15 protein-coding genes and 1 CRISPR repeat array are annotated in these 20218 nt (G+C 56.5%); of the genes, 11 read left to right on the plus strand and 4 right to left on the minus strand.

Going from position 1 to position 20218, the window contains the following annotated elements; genetic code table 11:
* Nucleotides 1-118 precede the first annotated feature (118 nt).
* Complete coding sequence (cas6, locus tag ACVWYZ_RS07880) at nt 119-1261, minus strand: CRISPR-associated endoribonuclease Cas6 (RefSeq protein WP_041437102.1); 1143 nt, start codon at nt 1259-1261, stop codon at nt 119-121.
* Nucleotides 1262-1820: 559 nt separating this feature from the next.
* Here cas6 and cas10 point away from each other — a divergent pair.
* The 11 genes from cas10 (at nt 1821) to ACVWYZ_RS07935 (ending at nt 12232) form a co-directional block, all read left to right on the plus strand.
* The gene (gene cas10 / locus ACVWYZ_RS07885) at nt 1821-4031 is read left to right on the plus strand and encodes a type III-B CRISPR-associated protein Cas10/Cmr2 (RefSeq protein ID WP_457466756.1); all 2211 of its coding nucleotides are present in this window, start codon (nt 1821-1823) and stop codon (nt 4029-4031) included.
* A complete protein-coding gene (locus ACVWYZ_RS07890; RefSeq protein ID WP_011432243.1) occupies nt 4031-4753 on the plus strand; it encodes an RAMP superfamily CRISPR-associated protein in 723 nt (240 codons plus the stop codon). Before cas10 ends, ACVWYZ_RS07890 begins: the two co-directional genes overlap by 1 nt.
* Nucleotides 4753-5985, plus strand: a complete 1233-nt coding sequence (gene csx10, locus ACVWYZ_RS07895; protein WP_414344022.1) for a type III-D CRISPR-associated RAMP protein Csx10 — start codon at nt 4753-4755, stop codon at nt 5983-5985. The genes ACVWYZ_RS07890 and csx10 overlap by 1 nt, the downstream gene beginning before the upstream one ends.
* Nucleotides 5982-6422 (plus strand): hypothetical protein, encoded by a 441-nt coding sequence (locus ACVWYZ_RS07900; RefSeq protein WP_011432241.1) that lies wholly within the window; start codon nt 5982-5984, stop codon nt 6420-6422. The genes csx10 and ACVWYZ_RS07900 overlap by 4 nt, the downstream gene beginning before the upstream one ends.
* Before the next feature lie 3 nt (nt 6423-6425).
* Nucleotides 6426-7073: a hypothetical protein gene (locus ACVWYZ_RS07905; RefSeq protein ID WP_457466712.1), complete on the plus strand. Its 648-nt coding sequence runs from the start codon at nt 6426-6428 to the stop codon at nt 7071-7073.
* 19 nt (nt 7074-7092) lie between these two features.
* A complete protein-coding gene (csx7, locus tag ACVWYZ_RS07910) occupies nt 7093-7944 on the plus strand; it encodes a type III CRISPR-associated RAMP protein Csx7 (RefSeq protein WP_011432239.1) in 852 nt (283 codons plus the stop codon).
* 166 nt (nt 7945-8110) lie between these two features.
* The gene (locus ACVWYZ_RS07915; RefSeq protein WP_457466713.1) at nt 8111-9085 is read left to right on the plus strand and encodes an RAMP superfamily CRISPR-associated protein; all 975 of its coding nucleotides are present in this window, start codon (nt 8111-8113) and stop codon (nt 9083-9085) included.
* On the plus strand, nt 9082-9534 hold the full coding sequence (locus ACVWYZ_RS07920; protein WP_457466714.1) for a hypothetical protein: 453 nt from the start codon (nt 9082-9084) through the stop codon (nt 9532-9534). Before ACVWYZ_RS07915 ends, ACVWYZ_RS07920 begins: the two co-directional genes overlap by 4 nt.
* Before the next feature lie 2 nt (nt 9535-9536).
* Nucleotides 9537-10616 (plus strand): RAMP superfamily CRISPR-associated protein, encoded by a 1080-nt coding sequence (locus ACVWYZ_RS07925; RefSeq protein WP_457466715.1) that lies wholly within the window; start codon nt 9537-9539, stop codon nt 10614-10616.
* 10 nt (nt 10617-10626) lie between these two features.
* Nucleotides 10627-11286, plus strand: a complete 660-nt coding sequence (locus tag ACVWYZ_RS07930) for a hypothetical protein (protein WP_457466716.1) — start codon at nt 10627-10629, stop codon at nt 11284-11286.
* A 49-nt stretch (nt 11287-11335) separates the two neighbouring features.
* Complete coding sequence (locus ACVWYZ_RS07935) at nt 11336-12232, plus strand: putative CRISPR-associated protein (RefSeq protein ID WP_457466717.1); 897 nt, start codon at nt 11336-11338, stop codon at nt 12230-12232.
* A 10-nt stretch (nt 12233-12242) separates the two neighbouring features.
* Nucleotides 12243-13082: a CRISPR direct-repeat array (repeat unit 36 nt; unit sequence GTTTCCATTAATTCCACTTCCCCGAAGGGAAGCGAC).
* 189 nt (nt 13083-13271) lie between these two features.
* On the opposite strand, the gene ACVWYZ_RS07940 is transcribed toward ACVWYZ_RS07935, so the two are convergent.
* The 3 genes from ACVWYZ_RS07940 to ACVWYZ_RS07950 form a co-directional block, all read right to left on the minus strand.
* Nucleotides 13272-16652 (minus strand): helicase-related protein, encoded by a 3381-nt coding sequence (locus ACVWYZ_RS07940; RefSeq protein WP_457466718.1) that lies wholly within the window; start codon nt 16650-16652, stop codon nt 13272-13274.
* Nucleotides 16653-16693: 41 nt separating this feature from the next.
* Nucleotides 16694-18037 carry a sigma-70 family RNA polymerase sigma factor gene (locus tag ACVWYZ_RS07945; RefSeq protein WP_457466719.1) on the minus strand — a complete coding sequence of 448 codons (1344 nt, stop codon included), beginning with the start codon at nt 18035-18037 and terminating at the stop codon, nt 16694-16696.
* A 152-nt stretch (nt 18038-18189) separates the two neighbouring features.
* Nucleotides 18190-20214, minus strand: a complete 2025-nt coding sequence (locus tag ACVWYZ_RS07950) for an AAA family ATPase (protein WP_457466720.1) — start codon at nt 20212-20214, stop codon at nt 18190-18192.
* Nucleotides 20215-20218 lie beyond the last annotated feature (4 nt).

Consider the following 20218-nt stretch of genomic DNA (forward strand, 5'->3'; position numbering starts at 1 on the left):
TGGACTCCGTCCCGCTGACGCGAACAGAGATAGGCAGGATGCGATCGCTTCTTTCCTGAACCATGTTCAGGAGAGTTCAGCGTGAATGTATCAGGCTCAACAAAGTACCTCAAGTCATCTAGGGAAGACTGCTCGACGAGTAGTCCTGGGATCCAGACTGGAGAGAGCGGCGGGCCAGCTTGGCATAGGTCTTCACCGTCTCGTAGGGCATCTCCAAATCAGCGGCGATCTGTTGTAAGCTCTCTCCACCTTCGCGGCGGGCCAGGATCGTCGCCCACAGTTGGGCAGTTTTTTCGGCGCGGGATCCCCCTTGTCGTTGCCGCTGGCTGAGAAAGAGGGCGCTCAGCTCCTCGATCCGCTGGGCCACCTGCTCTTCCCGAGAAGGGACAGGGGAGGCGGGTAGCTCTTCGGCCAACCAACCCAGGCGGGTTTGCCCTAGCCCAAAGGGGGTTTTGTGGCCGGTGCCGCAGTAGGGGGCAAGGTGGATCAGGGCTTGGAGCTGCTGCTGCAACAGCTCAGGCGCACGGGAGGAGACAGCCAACTGCACACAGCCGATGAATCCCGTCACGGATCCCTGGCGACCTGCGGTGGTTTTGACCGATTCCAGACGGTGCCGCTGGATGATCACTTCCCCATCCACCCAATCCAGAAAAGGCTCCGCCTCGATGGGCAGACCGGAAAAATCGTTCCAACGGCGCAGATAGCTGTGGAACAGGTTGCGAGGGATCGGCAGCGGCAGATGGTGGCCCCGGTGGCGAAAGCTGGTGGGCGAGACGAAGGAAAGGCTCCAGGAGCGGGGGGAAAGAGGCTGCTCCAACAGTTGACGATAGGTGCGCGGGGGGATCGAGATCTGCCATCCCAGGATCTGCAGCGGGGATCCCCGCAATTCCAGCCAGGTGGGCAGCCGTTGGCACCACCCTCGCAGCCACTCCACCACCGGCGGGTTGAGGCCGGTGATCCACCAGCGGAAGGGGAGATGAGGCGGGATCAGCGGTCGCCCCCCCTGCTCGCGGAACGGCCCCATCAGCCGGGAGAGGGTAAAAGGTTTCTCCGATTCTCCATCGTGCAAATAGGCCGATAGCTGCGGGTCTGTCTCTTGCACCTGGCTCAAGAACCAGGCGTGCAGCCCTTTGGCATAGTGGGGATCCAGCAGGTAAGACCGAGGAGCCTGAACTTCCAAGGTGATCCCCACCAACTCGGATCCCGTCGGCCACTTGCCGTTCGCTTCTCTATCAGCAGATGGCTCTGAGAAACTCAGCATAGGCACAGCCCATTCCCAGTCCACAGCAACAATCAACACAAAACCCAACTTTCCATTGAGAAAATTTTAGAAGGGATCCCTTCTTATTGGGTTTACTCTCGAATTACCCGTTGTACAGTCAGAAAAAATCTCACAATCTGAAGAAAGCCTTGAAATCGTCTGCAACCCATCGCACTCGATCTATACTGCTAGCAAGCTAGAGGACTGAAAACCATGAGGCGAGAGCGTTTATCGGATATGGCTGAAACAATCGGTAACCTCAATGGCATCTCTCGGCTTGATTCGATTGGTTACCCACCCAACCGGCAAACCCTTTTTTGAAGGGCTTTGGTCTTCCGCGAAGGATTAAAAATCGAGGCCAATTGCCCCCAGCCTTTAGGGATCTGTCCGTCGCAGCCGATGGAAGCCCTGTCCAAGACTTGTCTTCCTTTTTCGCATTTCGCAGGTGCTGCTCATGACCCCTACTTCTGCTCCCTCTCCCGTTCCTGTTGCCTTGGCCTGGTGCCTGGCGTGGGGAGAACAGCGGGATCCCCAGTTTGCCCTGGAGACCTTGCAGCAGATGCGGGCCGCCGTTCGCGCCGACAACGAGGCCGGGATCCCAGAAGAGCTACGGCCCATTTTGGCTCAGGTGCGCCAATTTCAGGAGAGCATGGCGGCGAAGACCTTTCCCAGAACCCCGGCGGAGCTGCAATCCCGCTACCCGGAGCTGTGGCAGCAGACAACCCGCATCGGCTTGGTTTACGGGGGGGCCACCAAGATCAAGAGCTATGTCTTCGAGTCGGCCAAGCTGTCGGAAATCCGCGGGGCCTCCGCTTTGTTGGATCGCATTAACCTGGTGGATCTGCCCGCCTTTTTCGGGGATCCCGAGCAAACCTACCTGGGATGGGAAGGTTTGGGGAAAGAGTCTCAAGCGGAGCTGAGGGCCTATGTGGCCGAGCAGATCCGGCCTTGGCTGCAGCAGCACTACCCGGCTTTGGCGCAAGCCCTGATCCCGGAGCTCATCATCTACTCCACCGGGGGCAATCTCCTGGCCTTTTGCCCGGCGGCCCATGTGGACGATCTCTGTGAGGCCATCGAGCGGCGCTACACCGAAGAAACCCTCACCGCTAACGCCTGCGCCGTGGGATCCGCCTTTCGGCTGCTGGAACTGCGCTACGGCCTGTTGCGGGATCCCATCGAACGCACCCCCTGGCTGGATTGGCTGGCGCACCACAAAACCCATCCCCTGGTGAGAGCCTATTTTGGGGATGGCAGCGAAGCCAGATTTCAAGACCGCAAAAGTTTCAACGAGTTGGTGGGTTACCTGGCCGCCCGCTTCAACCACCGCCGCAACGGCAATCCGGATCCCGGTCGCCCCAGCCGCGCCCATCCCGCCTTTTTTGAAACCCATCCCTACCTGCGCCGCGACAGCACCGGCCGTCGCCCTGCCATCGCCAAAGCCGACCTGGTCGATCAGCCCTGGCTCTCGGAAGCCACCGCTCGCAAAGCCCTGGTGGGTCGCCAGGCCAAGCGCATTGAAACAGGCAAGCAAGGGTGGTTCCGCAAGTTCCCCACCTGGGATCCCGGCTTTGTGGAAAGCTGGGTAACGCGATTTGCCCGCTTTCTCAACTCTCCCGCCGGCGAGCCCTACCGGGAGCGCTATTTGCAGCCCCATCAGGGATCTGTCCAGGGGATCGGCGAGGCCCAATCTCTACGGGAAGTGGCCAACGCCAGCCTGGGCAGCCAGGGCTTTGTGGCTTACCTTTACGCCGATGGCAACGACATGGGGGGCTATGTGCAGCAGATCCAAACCCCAGAAGCCTACCGACAATTTAGCCGGGATGTTTCCGAGGCAACGGAAAAAGCCGTTTACCACGCCCTCGCCCAGCACCTGCAGGCCCATCGGCTGCACGGCCTATCCCCAGATCCGGAAACCGGCAGAGACCGCAACGGCGAGTGGATCCACCCCTTCGAGATCCTGACCATCGGCGGAGACGATGTGTTGGTGGTGGTGCCTGCCCACAAAGCCCTGGAAATTGCCGCCACCTTCTGTGAGCAGTTTGAGCAGCTCCTGCTGGACACCTCGGCAACCTATGCAGCTCAATCTTCCGGCAAGGTGCCTCACCGCTACCCGGCGGCAGATCGGAAGCTCTGTCGGCTCTCCGCCTCGGTGGGGGTGCTGATCGCCTCGGAAGACACCCCCATTTACTACGCCGAAAAGCTCACCGAACAACTGTTGAAATCCGCCAAGAGCTACGCGAAAAAGCTGAAGCCCAAAGACAAGGACTGCTCTGTGGCCACCATCGACTTTCTCTCGTTGAAGTCGGTCGCCCTGGTTGTCTCCAGCATCCAGGATTTTCGTCGGGAAGCTCTGGAGATCCGCCAGAACAGCCACACCCTCAAGCTCTACGCCGGCCCCTATACCGTCCCGGAAATCCACGGGTTGCTGAGAACGGTACAAGCCCTGCAGGAGGCCAATTTTCCTCGCTCCCAGCTTTATCAGATTCGCAGCTTCTTGGAAAAAGGCAAACGCACCGCCACCCTCAACTATCTCTATTTCCGCAGCCGCCTGGGCAAAAAGGGGCAGCCGCTGATGGAGGCTTTTGAGCGCACCTGGTGCAAGGCCAAAACCAACGACGGCCACCTTCCCCCCTGGATGTATGTTGAGCCACAGGTATCCTCGTCAACGCCAACCTATGAAACCATCTGGCGGGATCTGGTGGATTTGTACGCCTTTGTGCAAAAACAGCCCCAGGCCGAGGGTCGGCCCGTTCTGGCGGAGGTGGAGTGATGGTGAGACTGGCAGAGCTGCCCCAAGCGGGGCGAACGATCACCTCTATCCCTTTGAGGGCCACCCTCGCCTCTGCCCTGGCGGTGGGAGCCGGCGGCTCCAGCGGCTCCCTGGCGGATAAGCCCCTGCTCAAAGATGCCTTTGGCAGGCTGATCATTCCCGGCTCCCAACTGAAGGGGCGGCTGCGCCACGAGTGCGAGAAACTGGCCCGTGGCCTGGGCTGGGCCATTTGCCGCTCTCCCGACCCAGAGCGCATGTGTCCGCAGCGGGAGGGCAGCGCAGGAAATTTCCACCGCCCCGAATACCAGGTGGAGGGCTACGCCGGATCCCATTGTCTGGTCTGCCAGATATTCGGCAATCCGGCCCTGCCTGCCCGCCTGTGGGTGGAGGATCTCGTCTGCGAGGTGCCGCCAGCAGCTCTGGAACCAACCCTTCGCCCTGGGGTCACCCTCAACCGCCGCCGCCGCACCGCCGAGGATCAGCGGCTCTACCTCATTGAGACCTCTCCCGCGGCTGAGCTGACTTTTTCCGGATCCCTGCAGCTTTTGCCCGATTGCCCTTCCTGGGGCAAAACTCTCCTGTTGGCGGCCCTGCACCACCTGATCGCGCTGGGGGGCAGCAAATCCGCAGGTTTGGGCTGGCTGCACTGGGATCCTGGATCCCTGCAGGCTCTCCAGCCCACCGCAGCCGATTGGGCTTTCTTGGCCCAGGGAGGGAGCTGATGGAAGCCATTCAACTCACCCTAACGGCTCAGTCTCCCTTGGCCATCGGTCGGCAAAAGCCGGGCGGCTCCATCAGCGAGGCCCAGGATTACATTCCCGGCAGCGTGATTCGCGGTGCTCTGGCCGACCTCATGCTCAGCCAAACCCAACATCGCCCTGCCGAGGCGCTGGAAGGAGATTTGGCCGCCCTGTTTACGGCAGCTCGGCCTGCTGTGTTTACCCACGCCTATCCGGGATCCGGCAGCAAGGTCTTGCCGGCCACGGCCTTCAGCTCGAAAAACAATCCCGGCTTCCGCTCAGAGGCGGGCAAAACGGGGGTGTTCGACACGCTCCTGGATCGCTTCTGCTCACAGCGGCTGGGGATCCCGTTCGATCCCACAGAGCCGGACGGTTCCGGGGGAAGAGTGGAGCCCTTCGGGGGGTTCTACAGCCAGCAGGAGTCTGACCTGGGGCCCCGCTACGAACGAGCTGCTGTGTCCAAACGCCTGCTCACGCGGGTGGGGATCAACCGTCGCCGCGCCACTGCTGCCGACCAAATCCTCTACAGCCTAGAGGTGATGAACGAGGGCAAAGCCCGCCCCAATGGGCATCTGGAGCGCTCCCTTTTCAGCGGCTACATCTACCTGCGGGATCCCGAGCTGGCCGAGACCCTCACCCGCTACCTCAACGCCCACGCCCACCTGCTGCGCTTGGGAGGAGGGGTGTCGCGGGGATTGGGCCGGGTCAACGTCACGGCTCGGCGTCTGGCTGCTCCCCGGCCTTCCCTGGCCCAGCGGGTGGAAGCCTTCAACCAAAAGCTGCGGCAGCGCTGGCAACAATGGCAGGTGTTCGGGGATCCCTGGCAGCCCCTTCCGCCGGAGCGGCAGTATTTCTCCATTGGGCTGCAGTCGGGGGCCATTCTCAAAGAGCGCTGGCAACGCACCACCGTGCTCACCCCCCAGATGCTCCAGGAAGAGGCCAACTGCGAAGATGGATCCCTGGCTTTGGAGCTGGCCTTCAGCAGCTACGCCTATGTCTCCGGCTGGAACGCTGCCTGGGGTCTGTTCAAAGATGTAGAATTGGTAACCACGCAGGGCAGTGTCTTTCTGCTGAGCACCACGCAACTGGAGCGTTGGATCCCGATTTTGGCGGAGATGGAATACTGGGGGATTGGCGAACGCACTGCTGAAGGATTCGGCCAAATCGAAGTTTGCAGTCCGTTCCATCATCATTTCTGGGAGAACCCGCTATGACCTTCGCCACCAGCGAGATCACATCGGAACAAGAGCTCAAGATCCAACGGCAAATCCGGCTGGCCGAAGATGATCTGGTCGCCAGAATTCAAGCCGCCTTGGATAACTTCAGAGGTCTCAACAGATTGGAAGAGGCCCAATATCGCAACCTATTGCACGTGGCAGCTTCCACCGAAAGCTCAGAGGTGATCAAGAACTTTTTGCGCTACCAGGTGGGGCGCGGTGACAAGTGGGGGCGGGGCAAAGACTCTTTGGCAGAAGCCATCATCAAAGACATCGACAACTGGATTCATCAAAGGGCTATAGCCATCGCCAGGGAAGCCGGAATTGAAAGAGCATCCCCCAAAGTCAACGAGATCAAAATTGACTTGATTCGGCGCTACCTGGGCTATGGGGCCCGCTACCTCAAGTACAAGCGAGAGGGAGGAGGATCCTAGACCGTGACCTACAGCAGTTTTACCCTTGAGAGAGCCATTTCGACCTTTCAGCTCAGGTCAAGAATCATCCATGGCCTGTTTGCAGAGGTTCCACCGACTGAGTGCTCCGATTACTTGAAAATAACCCTAGATCGCTATCTCGGCTTGGCCACCTCGGTCAACAGCGAAAAAGCCCGCTCCGAGTTTATCATCGCCCCTGTGCTGGGAGAGGTGAAGTACCTATGTCGGGATCAAATCTCGCTGTTTTCCGGCAAGGAATTCAACGTGGATCCCGAGAGGGGGTTGGTGGGCCTATGCGACTACATCATTTGCCTATCCCCTCTCCAACTCTACATTCAAGATCCGGTGGTGATTATCGTTGAGGCCAAAAAAGAAGACTTGATCGGGGGTCTGGGCCAGTGCGTTGCCGGTATGGTGGGGGCACAGGTCTTTAACAAGAACTCCAATTCTCAAGTAGACAGTGTCTATGGAGCAGTAACCTCAGGAACCAACTGGCGATTTGCAAAATTCGAGGGTGACCAACTCTTTATCGATGACGGGGAGTACTTTATCTCAGAAATTGCTCAGATCCTAGGGATCCTCTTGAGTTTTATTAAGGGCTCCGTCTCGCTTCGGGAATGGCAAACCTCTGCAGTACAAGCCTTAACTTGAGCAGCCATTTGAGGGAACAATGTTCGACGTTTTCAAAAACCGCTTGGAAATCACCGGCACCCTCACCACCGTGACCGCTCTGCACATCGGGGTGGGCCGCTCCACCGAACCCATCGGCTCGGATTTGCCGGTTCTCAAGGATGCGCTGGGCCGTCCGCTCATTCCCGGCTCCAGTTTGAAGGGGGCGATGCGCTCTCGCCTGGAAAGTTTCTTGCGGGGCATCAACCCAGAGCTGGCCAGGGATCCCGGCGAATTGACCAGCAGCGAGCAATTTCAGATCATCAACCAAATTAAAAATGACTACAAAGGGGACGATGCGGCTCTGACTCAAAAGCTCATTGAGGCCACCGACTGGGTCTCGCAGGTGTTTGGATCCCCTTGGTTGGCCGGCAAGGTGCAGATCCGAGATTTGCCCGTGGTGCCGGAAGCCTGGTTTGGCCAGTACCAAGAGCGGGATGGCGTGGCCATCGATCGGGATACGGAAACGGCGGCAGATGGCAAGCTGTACGACTTGCAAGTGGTGCCTGCCAGCACCCCCTTCCGGTTTCATGCCGTCGTCGAAAATGCCGAGGAATGGGAACTGGGCCTCTTGGCCATTGGCTTGCACCAATTGGAAACGGAACAGATCCCCCTGGGAGGGGGGCGCTCCCGTGGCTTGGGGGTTGTCCGCCTGCAGATCTCGGCAATCTATTGGTTCGACTCGGAAGGGGATCCAAGACGGCTGCTGGCCTACCTTCAAGAGCTGGTGGCCGGATCCCGACAGCCGCTCAGCCCGGAGCAGGCTGCCGCTTTGCGCCAAGACTGGGTGGAAGCCCTGGTTGCCAAATTAACAACGGCCTCTCAACGGCAATCGGTCGGCCCCCGCCGCTAGCCCTATTTCATGTCAGGAGGGATCCCGATGGTCTTCATGGACTCTACAACGGTTGGCGATACGGTCAGCGTTTTCCACCCCTATCGGTTGACAAACTGGACAGACTGCTTGCCGCCCCAAGCCCCTCAACCAAAAGCTCCTGTTCTGGTGTGAAGGATCCCAGGCTATGCACAAACGCTACGTTAACCATTGCACCCTCTGCCTCACCCTCAAGCCCGATGGCCCTGTTCTCATCAAGGCGGGCAAAGAAGGGGCTGACCCGACGAAGCCGGATATGGAGTTCGTCGAAACCTATCACGGCGGCGGGCGAACGGTCTATTTTCCCGGCAGCTCCCTCAAAGGGGCAATTCGCGCCCATGCGGAGCGCATCGTCCGAACGGTGGGCAGCGACAGACGTCCTGAGGGGGGAGGCTTCAAACTCTGGGCCAGCGATCCCCTCGACCAAAAGGCCAATCAATGGCTGGAAAAAATTGAAGAGCCCCACCAGGTTTACGCCCTTTCTTCCTTTACGGATCAGATGTTCGGCAACACAGCCATCGCCAGCCGGGTCCGCATCGAAGATGCCTATCCCAAGCCGGGAACCCCTCTGCGCCTGGAGGAACGTAATGGGGTGGCCATCGACCGCGTCTTCGGCTCAGTGGCGGTGGGGCCGTTCAGGTATCAAGTGTGCGTAGAGGGATCCTTTCAAACCAAGATCCACCTGAAAAACTTTACCCTGGCCCAACTGGGTCTGCTGGGACTGGCGTTGCGGGATCTGGATGAAGGCTGGTTTGGCATCGGCTTTGCCAAGTCCCGCGGCATGGGCACCGTTCGGGTTGAGTACGAGTGGGCGACGGTGGACTACCCGGGCTGCCTGGTGGAGGAGGGGAGCCAGGAGCTACGGCTGCTGGGATCCCCCCTGACCTGGCCACAGGGATCCCTGTTGGGGGCGGGCGAATTTTTAACCCCCGAAGAGGCAGGCAAATACGGCTTCCCCAAACCCGATTGCCAAGCGGTGCCGGTGGGAGCGGAGCCAATGCCTTTGGGATTTGGGGCGCGGCTGACCTGGGATCAGACGTCTGAGGCCAAGGTGGAACATCTGCTCGCCACCGCCGTCAACAGTTGGGCCAAACTCCTGCAAGCGGAGGCCAAAGCCGTATGAAACCAGCCTACGTCGCCTCCCTCAAGATTCAAGATGGGGCAGAGTCCTCGCTTTCCCAAGTGCTCTCGGCTTGTTTTTCCACTTCTGAAAAAACCTACTCCTTTCTGCGCTGGCCCCATCGAGTCAGCGGCATTCAGGTGGGGATCCCGGCGGATCCCGTCTGTCCAGAGGGGCAAGTTTTCTCCCAACAAGGGGAACTGCGCTGGAAAAGCACCCCCCACGGCTGGGATCTGCTGTATCTGGGGATCCAAGCTCCCCCGGACTCCTTTATCCCTCTGCCGGGAGAGTGGCGGTGGGAGGATCACGCAGCCGACCTGTACAGATCCCAAAATCGAGAAACCCGCTTTCCCAAGCCCCTCAGCCATCCCCAAGATCTCAAGGTGGGCCAGCGCTACTTCCGAGATGAGCGAACTGCCCGCGTTCACTTTATTGCCCTGATTCCGAGGTGACCATGACCCCCCAAGGCCCTCGCCCATTGCCCAACCAGGCCGCATCTGCAAGATCGTCTGCCGGCAACAGCAGTCGAGGTGGAGGCAAACCAACCGTGTTTCCCAAACCCTACGAGCTGATCCCGTTTCCCACCCAGCGCCCCACGCTGGAGCGGCCCGCCGGCCACGCCCAGTTCCATCCCGATAGGTTGCACGGCACCCTCTTTCTCACCCTAACGGTGCAGACTGCCGTCCACATCTCCACCGGCCACTTGGCCTTGGGCAGCGATGTCGGGGTGAAAGGGATCCCGGTGCTCAAAACCATGACCACCACTCCCAACGGAAGGCTTAAAATCCAGGGCAGCTCCCTCAAGGGGGCCATCCGGGCCATGTATGAGGCGATCACCAACAGCACCCTTGCGGTGATGACGAGCGAGTACAAAAATCAGATCCCCCCGGAGCGGCACCCCTGCCGCAACAAGGAGCAGCTTTGTCCGGCCAGCCGCGTTTTCGGTGCCCTGAACTGGCAGGGATTGGTGGAGTTCAGGGATGCCATTGCCACCGGCACCGGATCGGGTGGCGGATCCCTGCCCCCGCTGTACTGTCCTCGCCCGGATCAGTGCAAAGCTTACTTTAAAAAGGAAAACGGCAAAGTCATTGGACGCAAGTTCTACTACACCCACAAAAAAGCTTTGCAGGGCAGTTCAAGGGGAACACCCACCCAGCAAGCGATGCAAAACACGGTTTTCAAAACCCAAATCCATTTCAAAAACCTCACCCCTGCTGAGCTGGGCACCTTGCTCACGGTCTTGGGGCAGGATCCCAAGCATTCCATGCTGCTGAAGGTGGGGGGCGGCAAGCCCGTGGGCCTGGGATCCCTGCAGGTCACCCTCGACAAGATCGAGCGGCCCGGCAACCTAAAAGATCGCTACAGCCGCTACGATCCCCCAGAAGCCGATACCCTGGAAGGAAAACGCCTCCAAGCCTTTGTGCAAGAGCAAATTGGAGCTGCCCAGGGCTACATCTTGCCCGAACAACTCAAGCGATTGGCCGCCATCCTGAGTCCCACTGCTCTGCGCGAGCCACCCACCGGAGTGTACTGAGGGTTCCCCCATGCTGTCAGACACTGTCGATCTCAGCCCCCAATCTTGGGATCTCGCCCACGGCATCGCCATGACCTTGGCCAAAGAAAGGGTGGATGTCGACGAGTTGAGCAAGTGCATCGCCTATCTGCGCTCGGTCGCCCATCACCCTGACGCGGGATCCCGCTTTTTCCGATTCACCGGCGAGCTGGTGCGGGAAACTGGCCTATGCCGTACCCAACAAACCAGAAGATACTATCAGCTTATTGACGAAACCTGCAAAAGGTACTTGCAACCTCTGCAGGACAGGCCGGCAGAGATGCTGCAGATCCTGGGCTGGGCAGCCCGGCTGGCCCGCTACTACAAGGATGGAGGGAGCCCCATTGGCGAGATTCCCCAAGGGGCGGGAAACAAATCCCAGGACGACAGACAACAACAAAACCATCAACACCAACAAGACCAGGCCCAGCATCAGGCCCGCAAAGCCTGCTTCCAGACCGGGCAAAAGCTGAAGGCCACCATCACCAACATCAAGGGCAACGAAGTCACCTTCCAGATTCTGGACACAGACACCAAGCTCACCCAGAAGAAGCCCAAACAGGCGGGATCCCTCTCGGTGGGGCAAGAGGTGCAGGTGGAAGTTCTGGATCTAAAGGAAGATGGCAGAATCCGCAAGGCCAAGCTGCTCTGAGCACAAAGCGGAACAGAGCCCTCGAAAAGTTTGAGTTAACCGGCCATCCATGCAGACCATCATCATGACGGTGGGCACCTCCTTGCTCACCAACCTTGACAAAGACCTGCAGCCGCAGCGTCCCTGGGTAGGACAAAAAAACATCGGGGATCCCCAGCGTGCTCTGGCTTGGATGAAAAAAGTAGACCTGGAATTGATCAGTGCCGAAACCAACACCTACTTGCGACTGGATCCCACCTCGAATGATGCCTTGATTTTGCTGCACTCAGAAACCCCCGACGGATTGGAGTGTGCCCAGATTTTGAAGCTCTTTTTTGAGCAAGAGCTGGGTCAGCAGCAGGTCTCTTTGGTTCCCCTTCCCGGCATCAACTACGAGCTAGAGGGATCCTCTCTGGAGCGGATGGCCGAGCTGTTGAAACAGTTGGCAGAGAGCGCCAAGGGGATCGTCACCTTTGCCGCTACCGGCGGGTTCAAAGCCCAAGCCATGATCATGGCTGTGGTGGGCAGCCAATTGGGGGTCCCGGTTTGCTACATCCATGAGCAATACAAATCCCTGGTCTACTTGCCCTACCTACAGCCGCAAGTTCAGCCCCGGCTCCCACGGGCAGATCTCCCCGATTCAGGCCGAGATCGCTCCCAGATCATCCAAATCCGAAGCGATGCCAGCCATCACCGACCCCGCAGTTGGGCCAAAGTGGAAAGACTCCTGCGAGACATTCCCTGGGTGGATCTGGTTCGATACGATCCACACGCCTACGCTGCCCCCAAAAACAGCGTCAAAGCCTCAAACCGCAAAACCGAAGATGGCCGCCACATTCTGTGGATCCACCTCCACGAGAGCCAGGACACCCACCTCGCTGTCAGAGTAGAAACCACCGGCTACACCCCCGAGCACCTAGAGCTGGCTGCCACCGAATTGCGGCAACGCTTGGGCCGTCTGCTTTGAGTGTTTCCATGTTTCCATTAATTCCACTTCCCCGAAGGGAAGCGACACAGTATCTTGGGACAAAGATTGGTTGTCCCAACGGTTTCCATTAATTCCACTTCCCCGAAGGGAAGCGACATGAACGAGTTATTAGACGTTCTTACTCAAATTCGCGTTTCCATTAATTCCACTTCCCCGAAGGGAAGCGACGCGGGGCCGCTGTCGATCCCTGCAAAGGGATCATTGTTTCCATTAATTCCACTTCCCCGAAGGGAAGCGACCCGCAAGGGATCCTTTTTTTCGTCCCCTATAGACAAGTTTCCATTAATTCCACTTCCCCGAAGGGAAGCGACATTCTATTGCCCAATCTTCTGTAATTCTCTTCCCAAGTGTTTCCATTAATTCCACTTCCCCGAAGGGAAGCGACAGCTAGGGAGGAAATAATCGAGGAATTCGCCAAGAAAGTTTCCATTAATTCCACTTCCCCGAAGGGAAGCGACTGCGTGACACGCTCAAGCACATGAATGAGTCTTGGCAGGTTTCCATTAATTCCACTTCCCCGAAGGGAAGCGACCTCAGTGGGATAAGCTCCCTTAGGCACGTAGAAAAGTTTCCATTAATTCCACTTCCCCGAAGGGAAGCGACTTTACAGAGAATGCTGATGTACTTGATTGGTAACTAAAGTTTCCATTAATTCCACTTCCCCGAAGGGAAGCGACTCGCACGTTGGCGCTTCAGAAGCGCCTGTTGCTTATAGTTTCCATTAATTCCACTTCCCCGAAGGGAAGCGACGGAGGGATTGGATTTGTACATTTAATCCAGCCGTAGTCCAAAGGTTTCCATTAATTCCACTTCCCCGAAGGGAAGCGACTCTCCCCCATTATAACCCTTACCCAGAGCGGGATCCAGGGGCCTAGATCGACAGGGTCTCGTTTTCGGCTGCAATTTCCCCTTGTTTTTCCCCGCCGAGGGGCCTGAAACCCTTGCCCAGAGCGGGATCGACCGGGTCAACGGAAGAATCAGGGTTTGAGGCTTGTCGCCGACCCTGTCGCTGAGACTGTTAATGTAGGGCCTCATAGGGATCCTTTCGCCTCCGCCTGAACAGGTAGGGATCCGCCGGGGGCTCTGGGTCTGACCTAAACCACTGGTAGCAGATGAGCTGCACATCCTCTTGGGTGAAAAATGTCGGGCTCCGGTGGCGGGAAGAGGACCCCTTATACAATCCCTCATCGATGAACAACTCATCCAACGAGTGAATTAGATTGGCAACATCCCGATTCTTCTGATAGTTTTTCCAGAATTCCTTACAGTCTCTCTCGTAAGTGCGAATGCTTTTAGTATGTATAACCAAATCAAGAACCCGTTGTCGGGCCTCTTCAGTCACCGCATCAAGTTCAATAGCATCCTCTACCTCAGTGAGGACGAGATAGATTCGTCTCAACCATTGAGGCAAACTAGGTTGCAATAAAGAGCTACCCTGGCTTCGATTCAGCAGATTCAACAGATTTTGGATCGCAGGTTGTAACACCTCGAAGATCTCACCATCAAAAGGCGCAGGCGGTAGATCATCGGGCTTTGGAAAATCCTCTGGCCGGCAATAGAGAAGCTGAAAGATCGATCCCCAATCGCTTTGGAGATGATTGACATCTACAGAAATTCGGCCTCCTATTCGAGGGTAGAAATGCCAGAAGTGCCGATCTTTGACTTGAAAAGCTAAAAATAGTCCATCCTGCGGAGCTTGGTAGCGTGTGCTGTGGATCCCAAGTGGGATCTCCTCGACCGCTTGCAACCCCGATTGCTGGATAAACTCCAACAACGGAAACCGCATTTCATCCATAGAGACTAAGTCAACTTTCTTCTCCAGAGCCTGCAGTATCTCACTCTGAGCACTGGGAGTTTGAGCTTCCTTCAGGAGTCGGATCTCCTCTAATGAACGCTCCGAGATTACCTCTCCCAGCACACTGGCATCCAGACCCACCTGCTGATCGATCAGGGCAATCCGCTGTTGCAACTTGCGCACCAATCCCAACAGCAGTTCCAGTCCTTGCTCGGGAAAGCCATTAACGATCGTCAACTCCTCGAATGGGGATCCCAGTCGATCGATGCGGCCTGCCCGTTGGATCATTCGCACCGGATTCCAATGCAGATCGTAATTCACAAGGACTGCTGCTTCTTGAAGATTTTGTCCTTCAGACAACACATCGGTGCAGATAAGCAGATCGATTTGCTCTTCAGGCGAACACCCGACTTCCTGATAATCCTCTCCACAACCCGAAGGATTACTAAATGGCCGATTGACCCGTGGCGCGAATCTTCTCACCAGCATTTCCCGTTCCCGGCTTGGGGTTTTTCCGGTTAATAACCCCACCCGCAAACCTGAGGAGAAATTGCGATATCTGCTCCGCTTCTCAGCCATTGCCTCAAGCCATTGTTTATCTTCCAGCAACTGCTGGTATAAGTATTCGGCTGTGTCTTTAAAGTAGGTGAAGACAAGCACCTTGTCCTGTTCCAAGCTGAGCATCATTCGTTTAAAAGCCATCAGCTTAAGATCAGAGTCTTCTCCTGACTGCACCCTTGCCTGGATACGGGTGAGATCTTGAATAATCTGAGCCAGTGTTTTTTGATCGGCCTGGATTGCCTGGGTCAGCTTGTCCAAATCATAGTCTTCAGGGTTGACCTCAGGCAGAGATACCAGCACCTGCTCCACTGAATCCTCTTGCTCCTCAGCTTCCAGAGCCATCAGGCGTCGATAGCTGGATCCATCTAACAAGTGACCCTGCTGCAGCAAGTCCAAAAATCGTCCCTGGAAGTCAGATTGCCAGCAGATGCTGACCTCAAAAGCCTTGATTGAACTCTCTAGCCGCTTGAGATAGAGGGTTTTCATCAAGCTGCCGATCACTTCATTGCGTAACTGACGGTCGGTTAGCTTATCATTCTTCTGGCGCACATAGTTTTCCAGGTTATAGGGAGCCAGGTTCAGATTCTCAATGTAGGCAACCCAACGGCTATAGAGACCTTGGAAGCTACTCTCGAAGTTATAGGTAAATTGCTTCAAAATCCTGCGCGGAAAGCGGATCTCTTGGCCACCGATGATAATCTTCTCTCCTGCCTGTTGACGTTTCAGCACATCCAGGCGGGATCGACGCACCATGGTCTGAAACAACAACTCGGTGATCTGCCCCTCACCTTTGTCCAGCTTCTTAAACAGCGCGGATAGATTAGGGATCCCCCAGCTACTGTAGTAGTGATCATCGTTGCGGGTGAGCAGCAGCACCTGATGATAGAGGTCAAAAATTGTGTTGTTGATGGGAGTAGCCGTGAGCAGCACCACCCATTTGTTGCGGCGTCCCCCACAGATCAGGCGTTGCAAGTTGGCATATCGAGCGGTTAAGTTATTCCGGAAATTGTGGGATTCGTCCACAAGGACAATGTCGCAGTGGCTGTAGCGTCGGCTGTTGAAGTCAGATCGCCCTAGCTCCTCTTGAGACAACAAATCGGCCACCAAACCGAACTCTCTCAGCTTCGGCTCCCAGACGAGATTGCGAACTTGAGCCGGGCTGATCACCAAGGCCCGAGGCAGGTACCCCGGTTTTCGTCGCTCCGCTAGAAGATGGTCGATCAGCCGCAGTCCGATATAGGTTTTGCCCAAGCCTACCGCATCTGCAACGATGACCCCCCCATGGCGCTCCAGCAATTCTAGGGCTCGTTCAAACCCTTCCTGCTGGAAATCAGCCAATTCTAGGGTTGTGGCCTGCCCCTTGACCACTGGATCCTGCTTCGGCTGGAACAGGGTGTAGAGGCAGCGCATCAAGATTTGATGAGGAGTGTAGGCACGGCTGCCAAATTTGGATCGATCCAGCTCAGCAATAAGTTTCGATTTATAGTCTTTGTCCACACTGGGATGCTCCCAAAACTCTGTAAACCAGGTGTTGCGCATCTCCTGGGCTGCCTGGGCATTATCAAGCAATACATTTAACTTGGTGTTGCCTTCCAAACCGGGAACAGTAAAATTGCTGGATCCCACAATGCTGTAGCTGGGAAATAGATAAGCTTTGGCATGTAGAAAGGGTGTACGTTCCCCGATGGCCCCATACAACCGAACATCCACATGATCTTGCTTGAGAAAGGCAATCAGACGATCGATACACTGCTTGTACTCCAACTCAAAGGTGGAAGTTTCCAACTGCCTCTGAAGCTCGCGGCGAAGATAATCTTGGAGATCAATTCGATGGGGCTCTGCCGGTTTGATGGTGGGATCCCGGCCAATCAGCAAGCGCAGACGGGCGAGCTTATTAAAAGCTCGCTCCAGTTTGATCCAAGCCTCGATACGGAAGAAGCCGGTAGCAATATCTAGCTCAGTCTGCTTTTCCAGAAAGATCAGCCTCTGGATAACATTCGTTAATTTATGTCTCTGATTATCAATATATGTCGGTAGCGACATATGGATTACCATCCTTCCTTTTAATGCTTATTTGTTAATGCTTATTTAGGCCAACTTCTGCAACGAGCACGCAGAGACCGAAGCGCTTTTTCCTCAATCTGGCGCACCCGCTCGCGACTGAGGTTCCAAAGCCGACCAATCTCGGCCAGGGAATGAGGTTTATGGCCGTTTAACCCAAAGCGAAGGGTAAGCACCTGTTGCTCTCTTGGCTTAAGCAAGGCGAAGACTCTCTCAAGCATTTCCTGATGCTCCATCTCCTCCCAACTAGGTTCTGGGATCCGAGACCGATCCGCGAGGCTATCCACCAGCAAAACATCCCCAAATAGAGGTGCATCCAGAAAGCCGATCCCCTGATTCCAATCCAGTAATTGTCGGATTTCTTCAGGAGAAAAGTCGCAGACCGAAGCCAGATCCGCCACAGTGGGAGTCCGCCCCAAATCTTGCGACAACTGGCAAGCCACTTTCTTCAGGCGCCGGATCTTTTCCCAGACATGACTGGGCAGCCGGATCAGACGAGCTTGAGTGTCTATTGCTCGAGTGATGGACTGTCGGATCCACCAGGTGGCATAGGTAGACAGGCGGTTTCCACGGGCATACTCAAACTTCTCGATGGCTCGGATCAGACCCAAGTTACCCTCCTGGATCAGATCCAATAGATCAAGCCCCTGCTCTTGATAGCGCTTGGCAATGAACACCACAAGGCGCAAGTTGTGCGCAATCAACTTCTCCCGTGCCCGCGTCGCCTGCTCGGTGCCGGGGAATGTGGCCATTTGGCGAAACAGATTTACCTCCTCCGCCTGACTCAGGAGCGAGTAGCGGCCAATCTCGCGCAGGTAGGCTTTTACACTATCTTGCAGATCCCGCTGTTTAGCCCGTGCCGCCTCTTTTTGTTGAGTTGCGGCATACTGCAACACTTGCTGCTGGTGCTGTTGGGCGGCCCGTAGCGACCGACCCTGCAAGACCAAGTTGCGGATCCAGTTGCGCTCTTGGTAAGAAGGATCCTGGCAGTTGACCTGGAAGCTGTAGACCTTCCCAGCTTGGCTGCTGCTGGTGATGTGCAGACAGTGGTAACCATCGGCTGTGGCCAGCAACAGGTAGGATTCTGGGCGTTGGGCCAGACGTCGGGCCAGCTTGTGCATCAGCACACCCAACTCTGGAGAGCCGGGCCTCACTTCAAACAGCAGCACCACCTGCCGGAAATATCCCTGCCGATATTCTGCCAGGACATATCCAGCCCGAAGTCTGTCAAAATAAGCCGGCAGCTCCAGCACCGTTATATCCAACGGTTGCCCCACCAGAGCGTACCCCAAGGATGCAAAGAGATCGGCCACCTCGGCGACCGATCGGATCCCTCGAATGTCTTCCACATCCAGTTGAGCAACCACTGCCCTACTCCGGTGACCTGTTGTTACTTTAGTTGGGCTCCCGTGCTCAGCCCTAACCACACAAAGTATTGGAGAGTTCTGCTTAAAACCTGGAAAACCTTTGCCGGACAAATGTTTTGGGCGTTAGAGAAGAAAGTGGCCAATACTTTCTTTTACGAGCTTTCTTGCTCCTGATCGGCTAAGGGATCCCTGTACAAAACCGAGATCGCCTGCCCCGCGTCCTGAATCATTTGCCGAAGGGGCTCTGGGCTGACCACCAACACCTCTCCCCCAAAGCCCAAGATCCAGCGCTTGAGGTCGACATCCTCTAGGGACCAAAGGGGCAAGACCACCTTGAGCCGGTGGGGAAACCGACTGTCTCCCGTGGGGGGCAAGTTGAAGATAGATCTAGGCCGCGAAGATCCGGAAATACGGGGGGACATACGCTGGTGCTTAAAGCGTCGGGTGCCCTCGCTCACGAAGGGGAAGATCCGGTCGCTAAACCAAAGTTCCAGAGTTACTTCTGCTTGGCGGCGCTCATTGGGATCCCGACTGAGGATCTGCTTCTGCAGATGCGGGTCATTGCCCAAAAAGATCCCAGCACTGACATCGTAGAGCTTGTGCAGGCGTTCTAGGGCAGCCAACTGCTCTTGGCGGGAGCGCGTTGCACAATGCCGCCGGTTAAGAAAGAGCCGATCCATCCGCTCAAACCGCATCAGTCCCTGCCTCTTCGGGCTGTGATACTCGCAGCCCAGGTACCAGGCAATTTGATGAAAGACCAGTTGCAGGGGCCAAATGCGAAAGCTCTCCACATCCTCTCCGGGGAAGGTGGCTCCCGGCAAACGCTTCACCTCCAGTAACTCCCCCCTCTCCATCGCTTCCTCGACCACCTGCAGGCCACGACGATCCGCCAAGGTACCGGAAGGAGCCAAGGTGGGATCCACAATGGGTTGATTGCCCAGCCGACGAGTGGGGTAGATCTCAGAAGTATCAATGCGGCTGAGGCGCATACGCTGCTCCACCATTTCATAGACCGCCTGCTCCCAGGGGTTTTCCAGAGCACGAGTGCTTACCTGCAAAAGCCGGTAGATCTGCTTGAGTTCATGGCGAGTGAAGATCCCAGAGTGAGTGAAGTAGCCCCGCTTCATCGGGAAGGATGGCAGAATCTGGTAGGGCTTCAAGACCTTTTCGATGTCCTTGCGGATGGCATCTCTGTTTTGCCCTCTCACCCAGCCCCGTTGCTGTAGCTCGCGGTTCAAGCTTTCCAAGCTGCCCAGCTCGGGATCGAAATGGAAGGGTTGGGTCAAGATCAGGCGAATGGTATAAATCAAGCGGCTGAAGCTATCCCAGTCAGAATAAGCGTGGGTGGCAAAGGTCAGAGGCTGCCGGTTTTCGGGTTGAACCAAGAGCTGGTGCTGCTCCCCTGCACTGTTCTCGCCGGCGTGACAAAGCAAACCACTCTGCTTCAGCCAGATGAGATCTTTAGACAGCAGTTCAGGATCGGCGTACACGGATCGTTTTTCAGAGGCAATCCGGTGGGTGATTTCCTCCAGGGTGCTGCCGGGATGATGGATCAAAATGGCGAGAAGATGGAGCAAGCGCTCAAAGTCAAGCAGCCGAGAGTAGCCATGTAGCGTCGCCTTTCGAGTGGCGTTCTGACGGTTGATCAAGGTGCGAGGAATACCACTGACTTTCTCGAGAATTTGTTCTTGGGTAGGCAGGGATCCAGATAAATCTAAGGTCAGTACATCTAGGAATCCCTCTGCGGGTATGGGTGGAAAAGTCTTTAATGCCTGAGCCATTGCTTCCATCGAAGAGACTGGCACTTGACGATCCCGCTGCTGATTTCTCTGCTTACAGACCTCTAGGGGAGTGGTCAGATGCCACCCAATCCAATTTGCGCCGGGCAACTTTTGCAGCAGATCCAGCCGCCAGGAACGGTAGGCATTGGTAGCATCGTAGATAATGACTTGGCCCTGCTGATAAGCCTTGTGAATCCGAGCAAGAGCCAAATCCTCAATTTCCGACCAGTTGCCCTGGATTAAGGGATCCCCGTACAACTCTTGACGAATATCATCAGTGCTAACAACTTGAGAACCTTGCCAAGTTGCGGCCAAGACTTTTGCCAGGGTTGACTTGCCGCTGGCGGGGATCCCGATAAGAACGTGGTTGTAGTGGGAAGAGCTTATGCTTATCAATTTG

The sequence above is a fragment of the Thermostichus sp. MS-CIW-37 genome, from assembly GCF_054060065.1.

Bases quoted from the DNA above. Each gene is read 5' to 3' on its own strand.
- csx7 (WP_011432239.1), top strand. From the start codon at position 7,093: ATGTTCGACGTTTTCAAAAACCGCTTGGAAATCACCGGCACCCTCACC.
- ACVWYZ_RS07930 (WP_457466716.1), top strand. From the start codon at position 10,627: ATGCTGTCAGACACTGTCGATCTCAGCCCCCAATCTTGGGATCTCGCC.
- ACVWYZ_RS07920 (WP_457466714.1), top strand. From the start codon at position 9,082: ATGAAACCAGCCTACGTCGCCTCCCTCAAGATTCAAGATGGGGCAGAG.
- ACVWYZ_RS07890 (WP_011432243.1), top strand. From the start codon at position 4,031: ATGGTGAGACTGGCAGAGCTGCCCCAAGCGGGGCGAACGATCACCTCT.
- ACVWYZ_RS07935 (WP_457466717.1), top strand. From the start codon at position 11,336: ATGCAGACCATCATCATGACGGTGGGCACCTCCTTGCTCACCAACCTT.
- ACVWYZ_RS07925 (WP_457466715.1), top strand. From the start codon at position 9,537: ATGACCCCCCAAGGCCCTCGCCCATTGCCCAACCAGGCCGCATCTGCA.
- cas10 (WP_457466756.1), top strand. From the start codon at position 1,821: ATGCGGGCCGCCGTTCGCGCCGACAACGAGGCCGGGATCCCAGAAGAG.
- csx10 (WP_414344022.1), top strand. From the start codon at position 4,753: ATGGAAGCCATTCAACTCACCCTAACGGCTCAGTCTCCCTTGGCCATC.
- ACVWYZ_RS07915 (WP_457466713.1), top strand. From the start codon at position 8,111: ATGCACAAACGCTACGTTAACCATTGCACCCTCTGCCTCACCCTCAAG.
- ACVWYZ_RS07900 (WP_011432241.1), top strand. From the start codon at position 5,982: ATGACCTTCGCCACCAGCGAGATCACATCGGAACAAGAGCTCAAGATC.
- cas6 (WP_041437102.1), bottom strand. From the start codon at position 1,261: ATGCTGAGTTTCTCAGAGCCATCTGCTGATAGAGAAGCGAACGGCAAG.
- ACVWYZ_RS07940 (WP_457466718.1), bottom strand. From the start codon at position 16,652: ATGTCGCTACCGACATATATTGATAATCAGAGACATAAATTAACGAAT.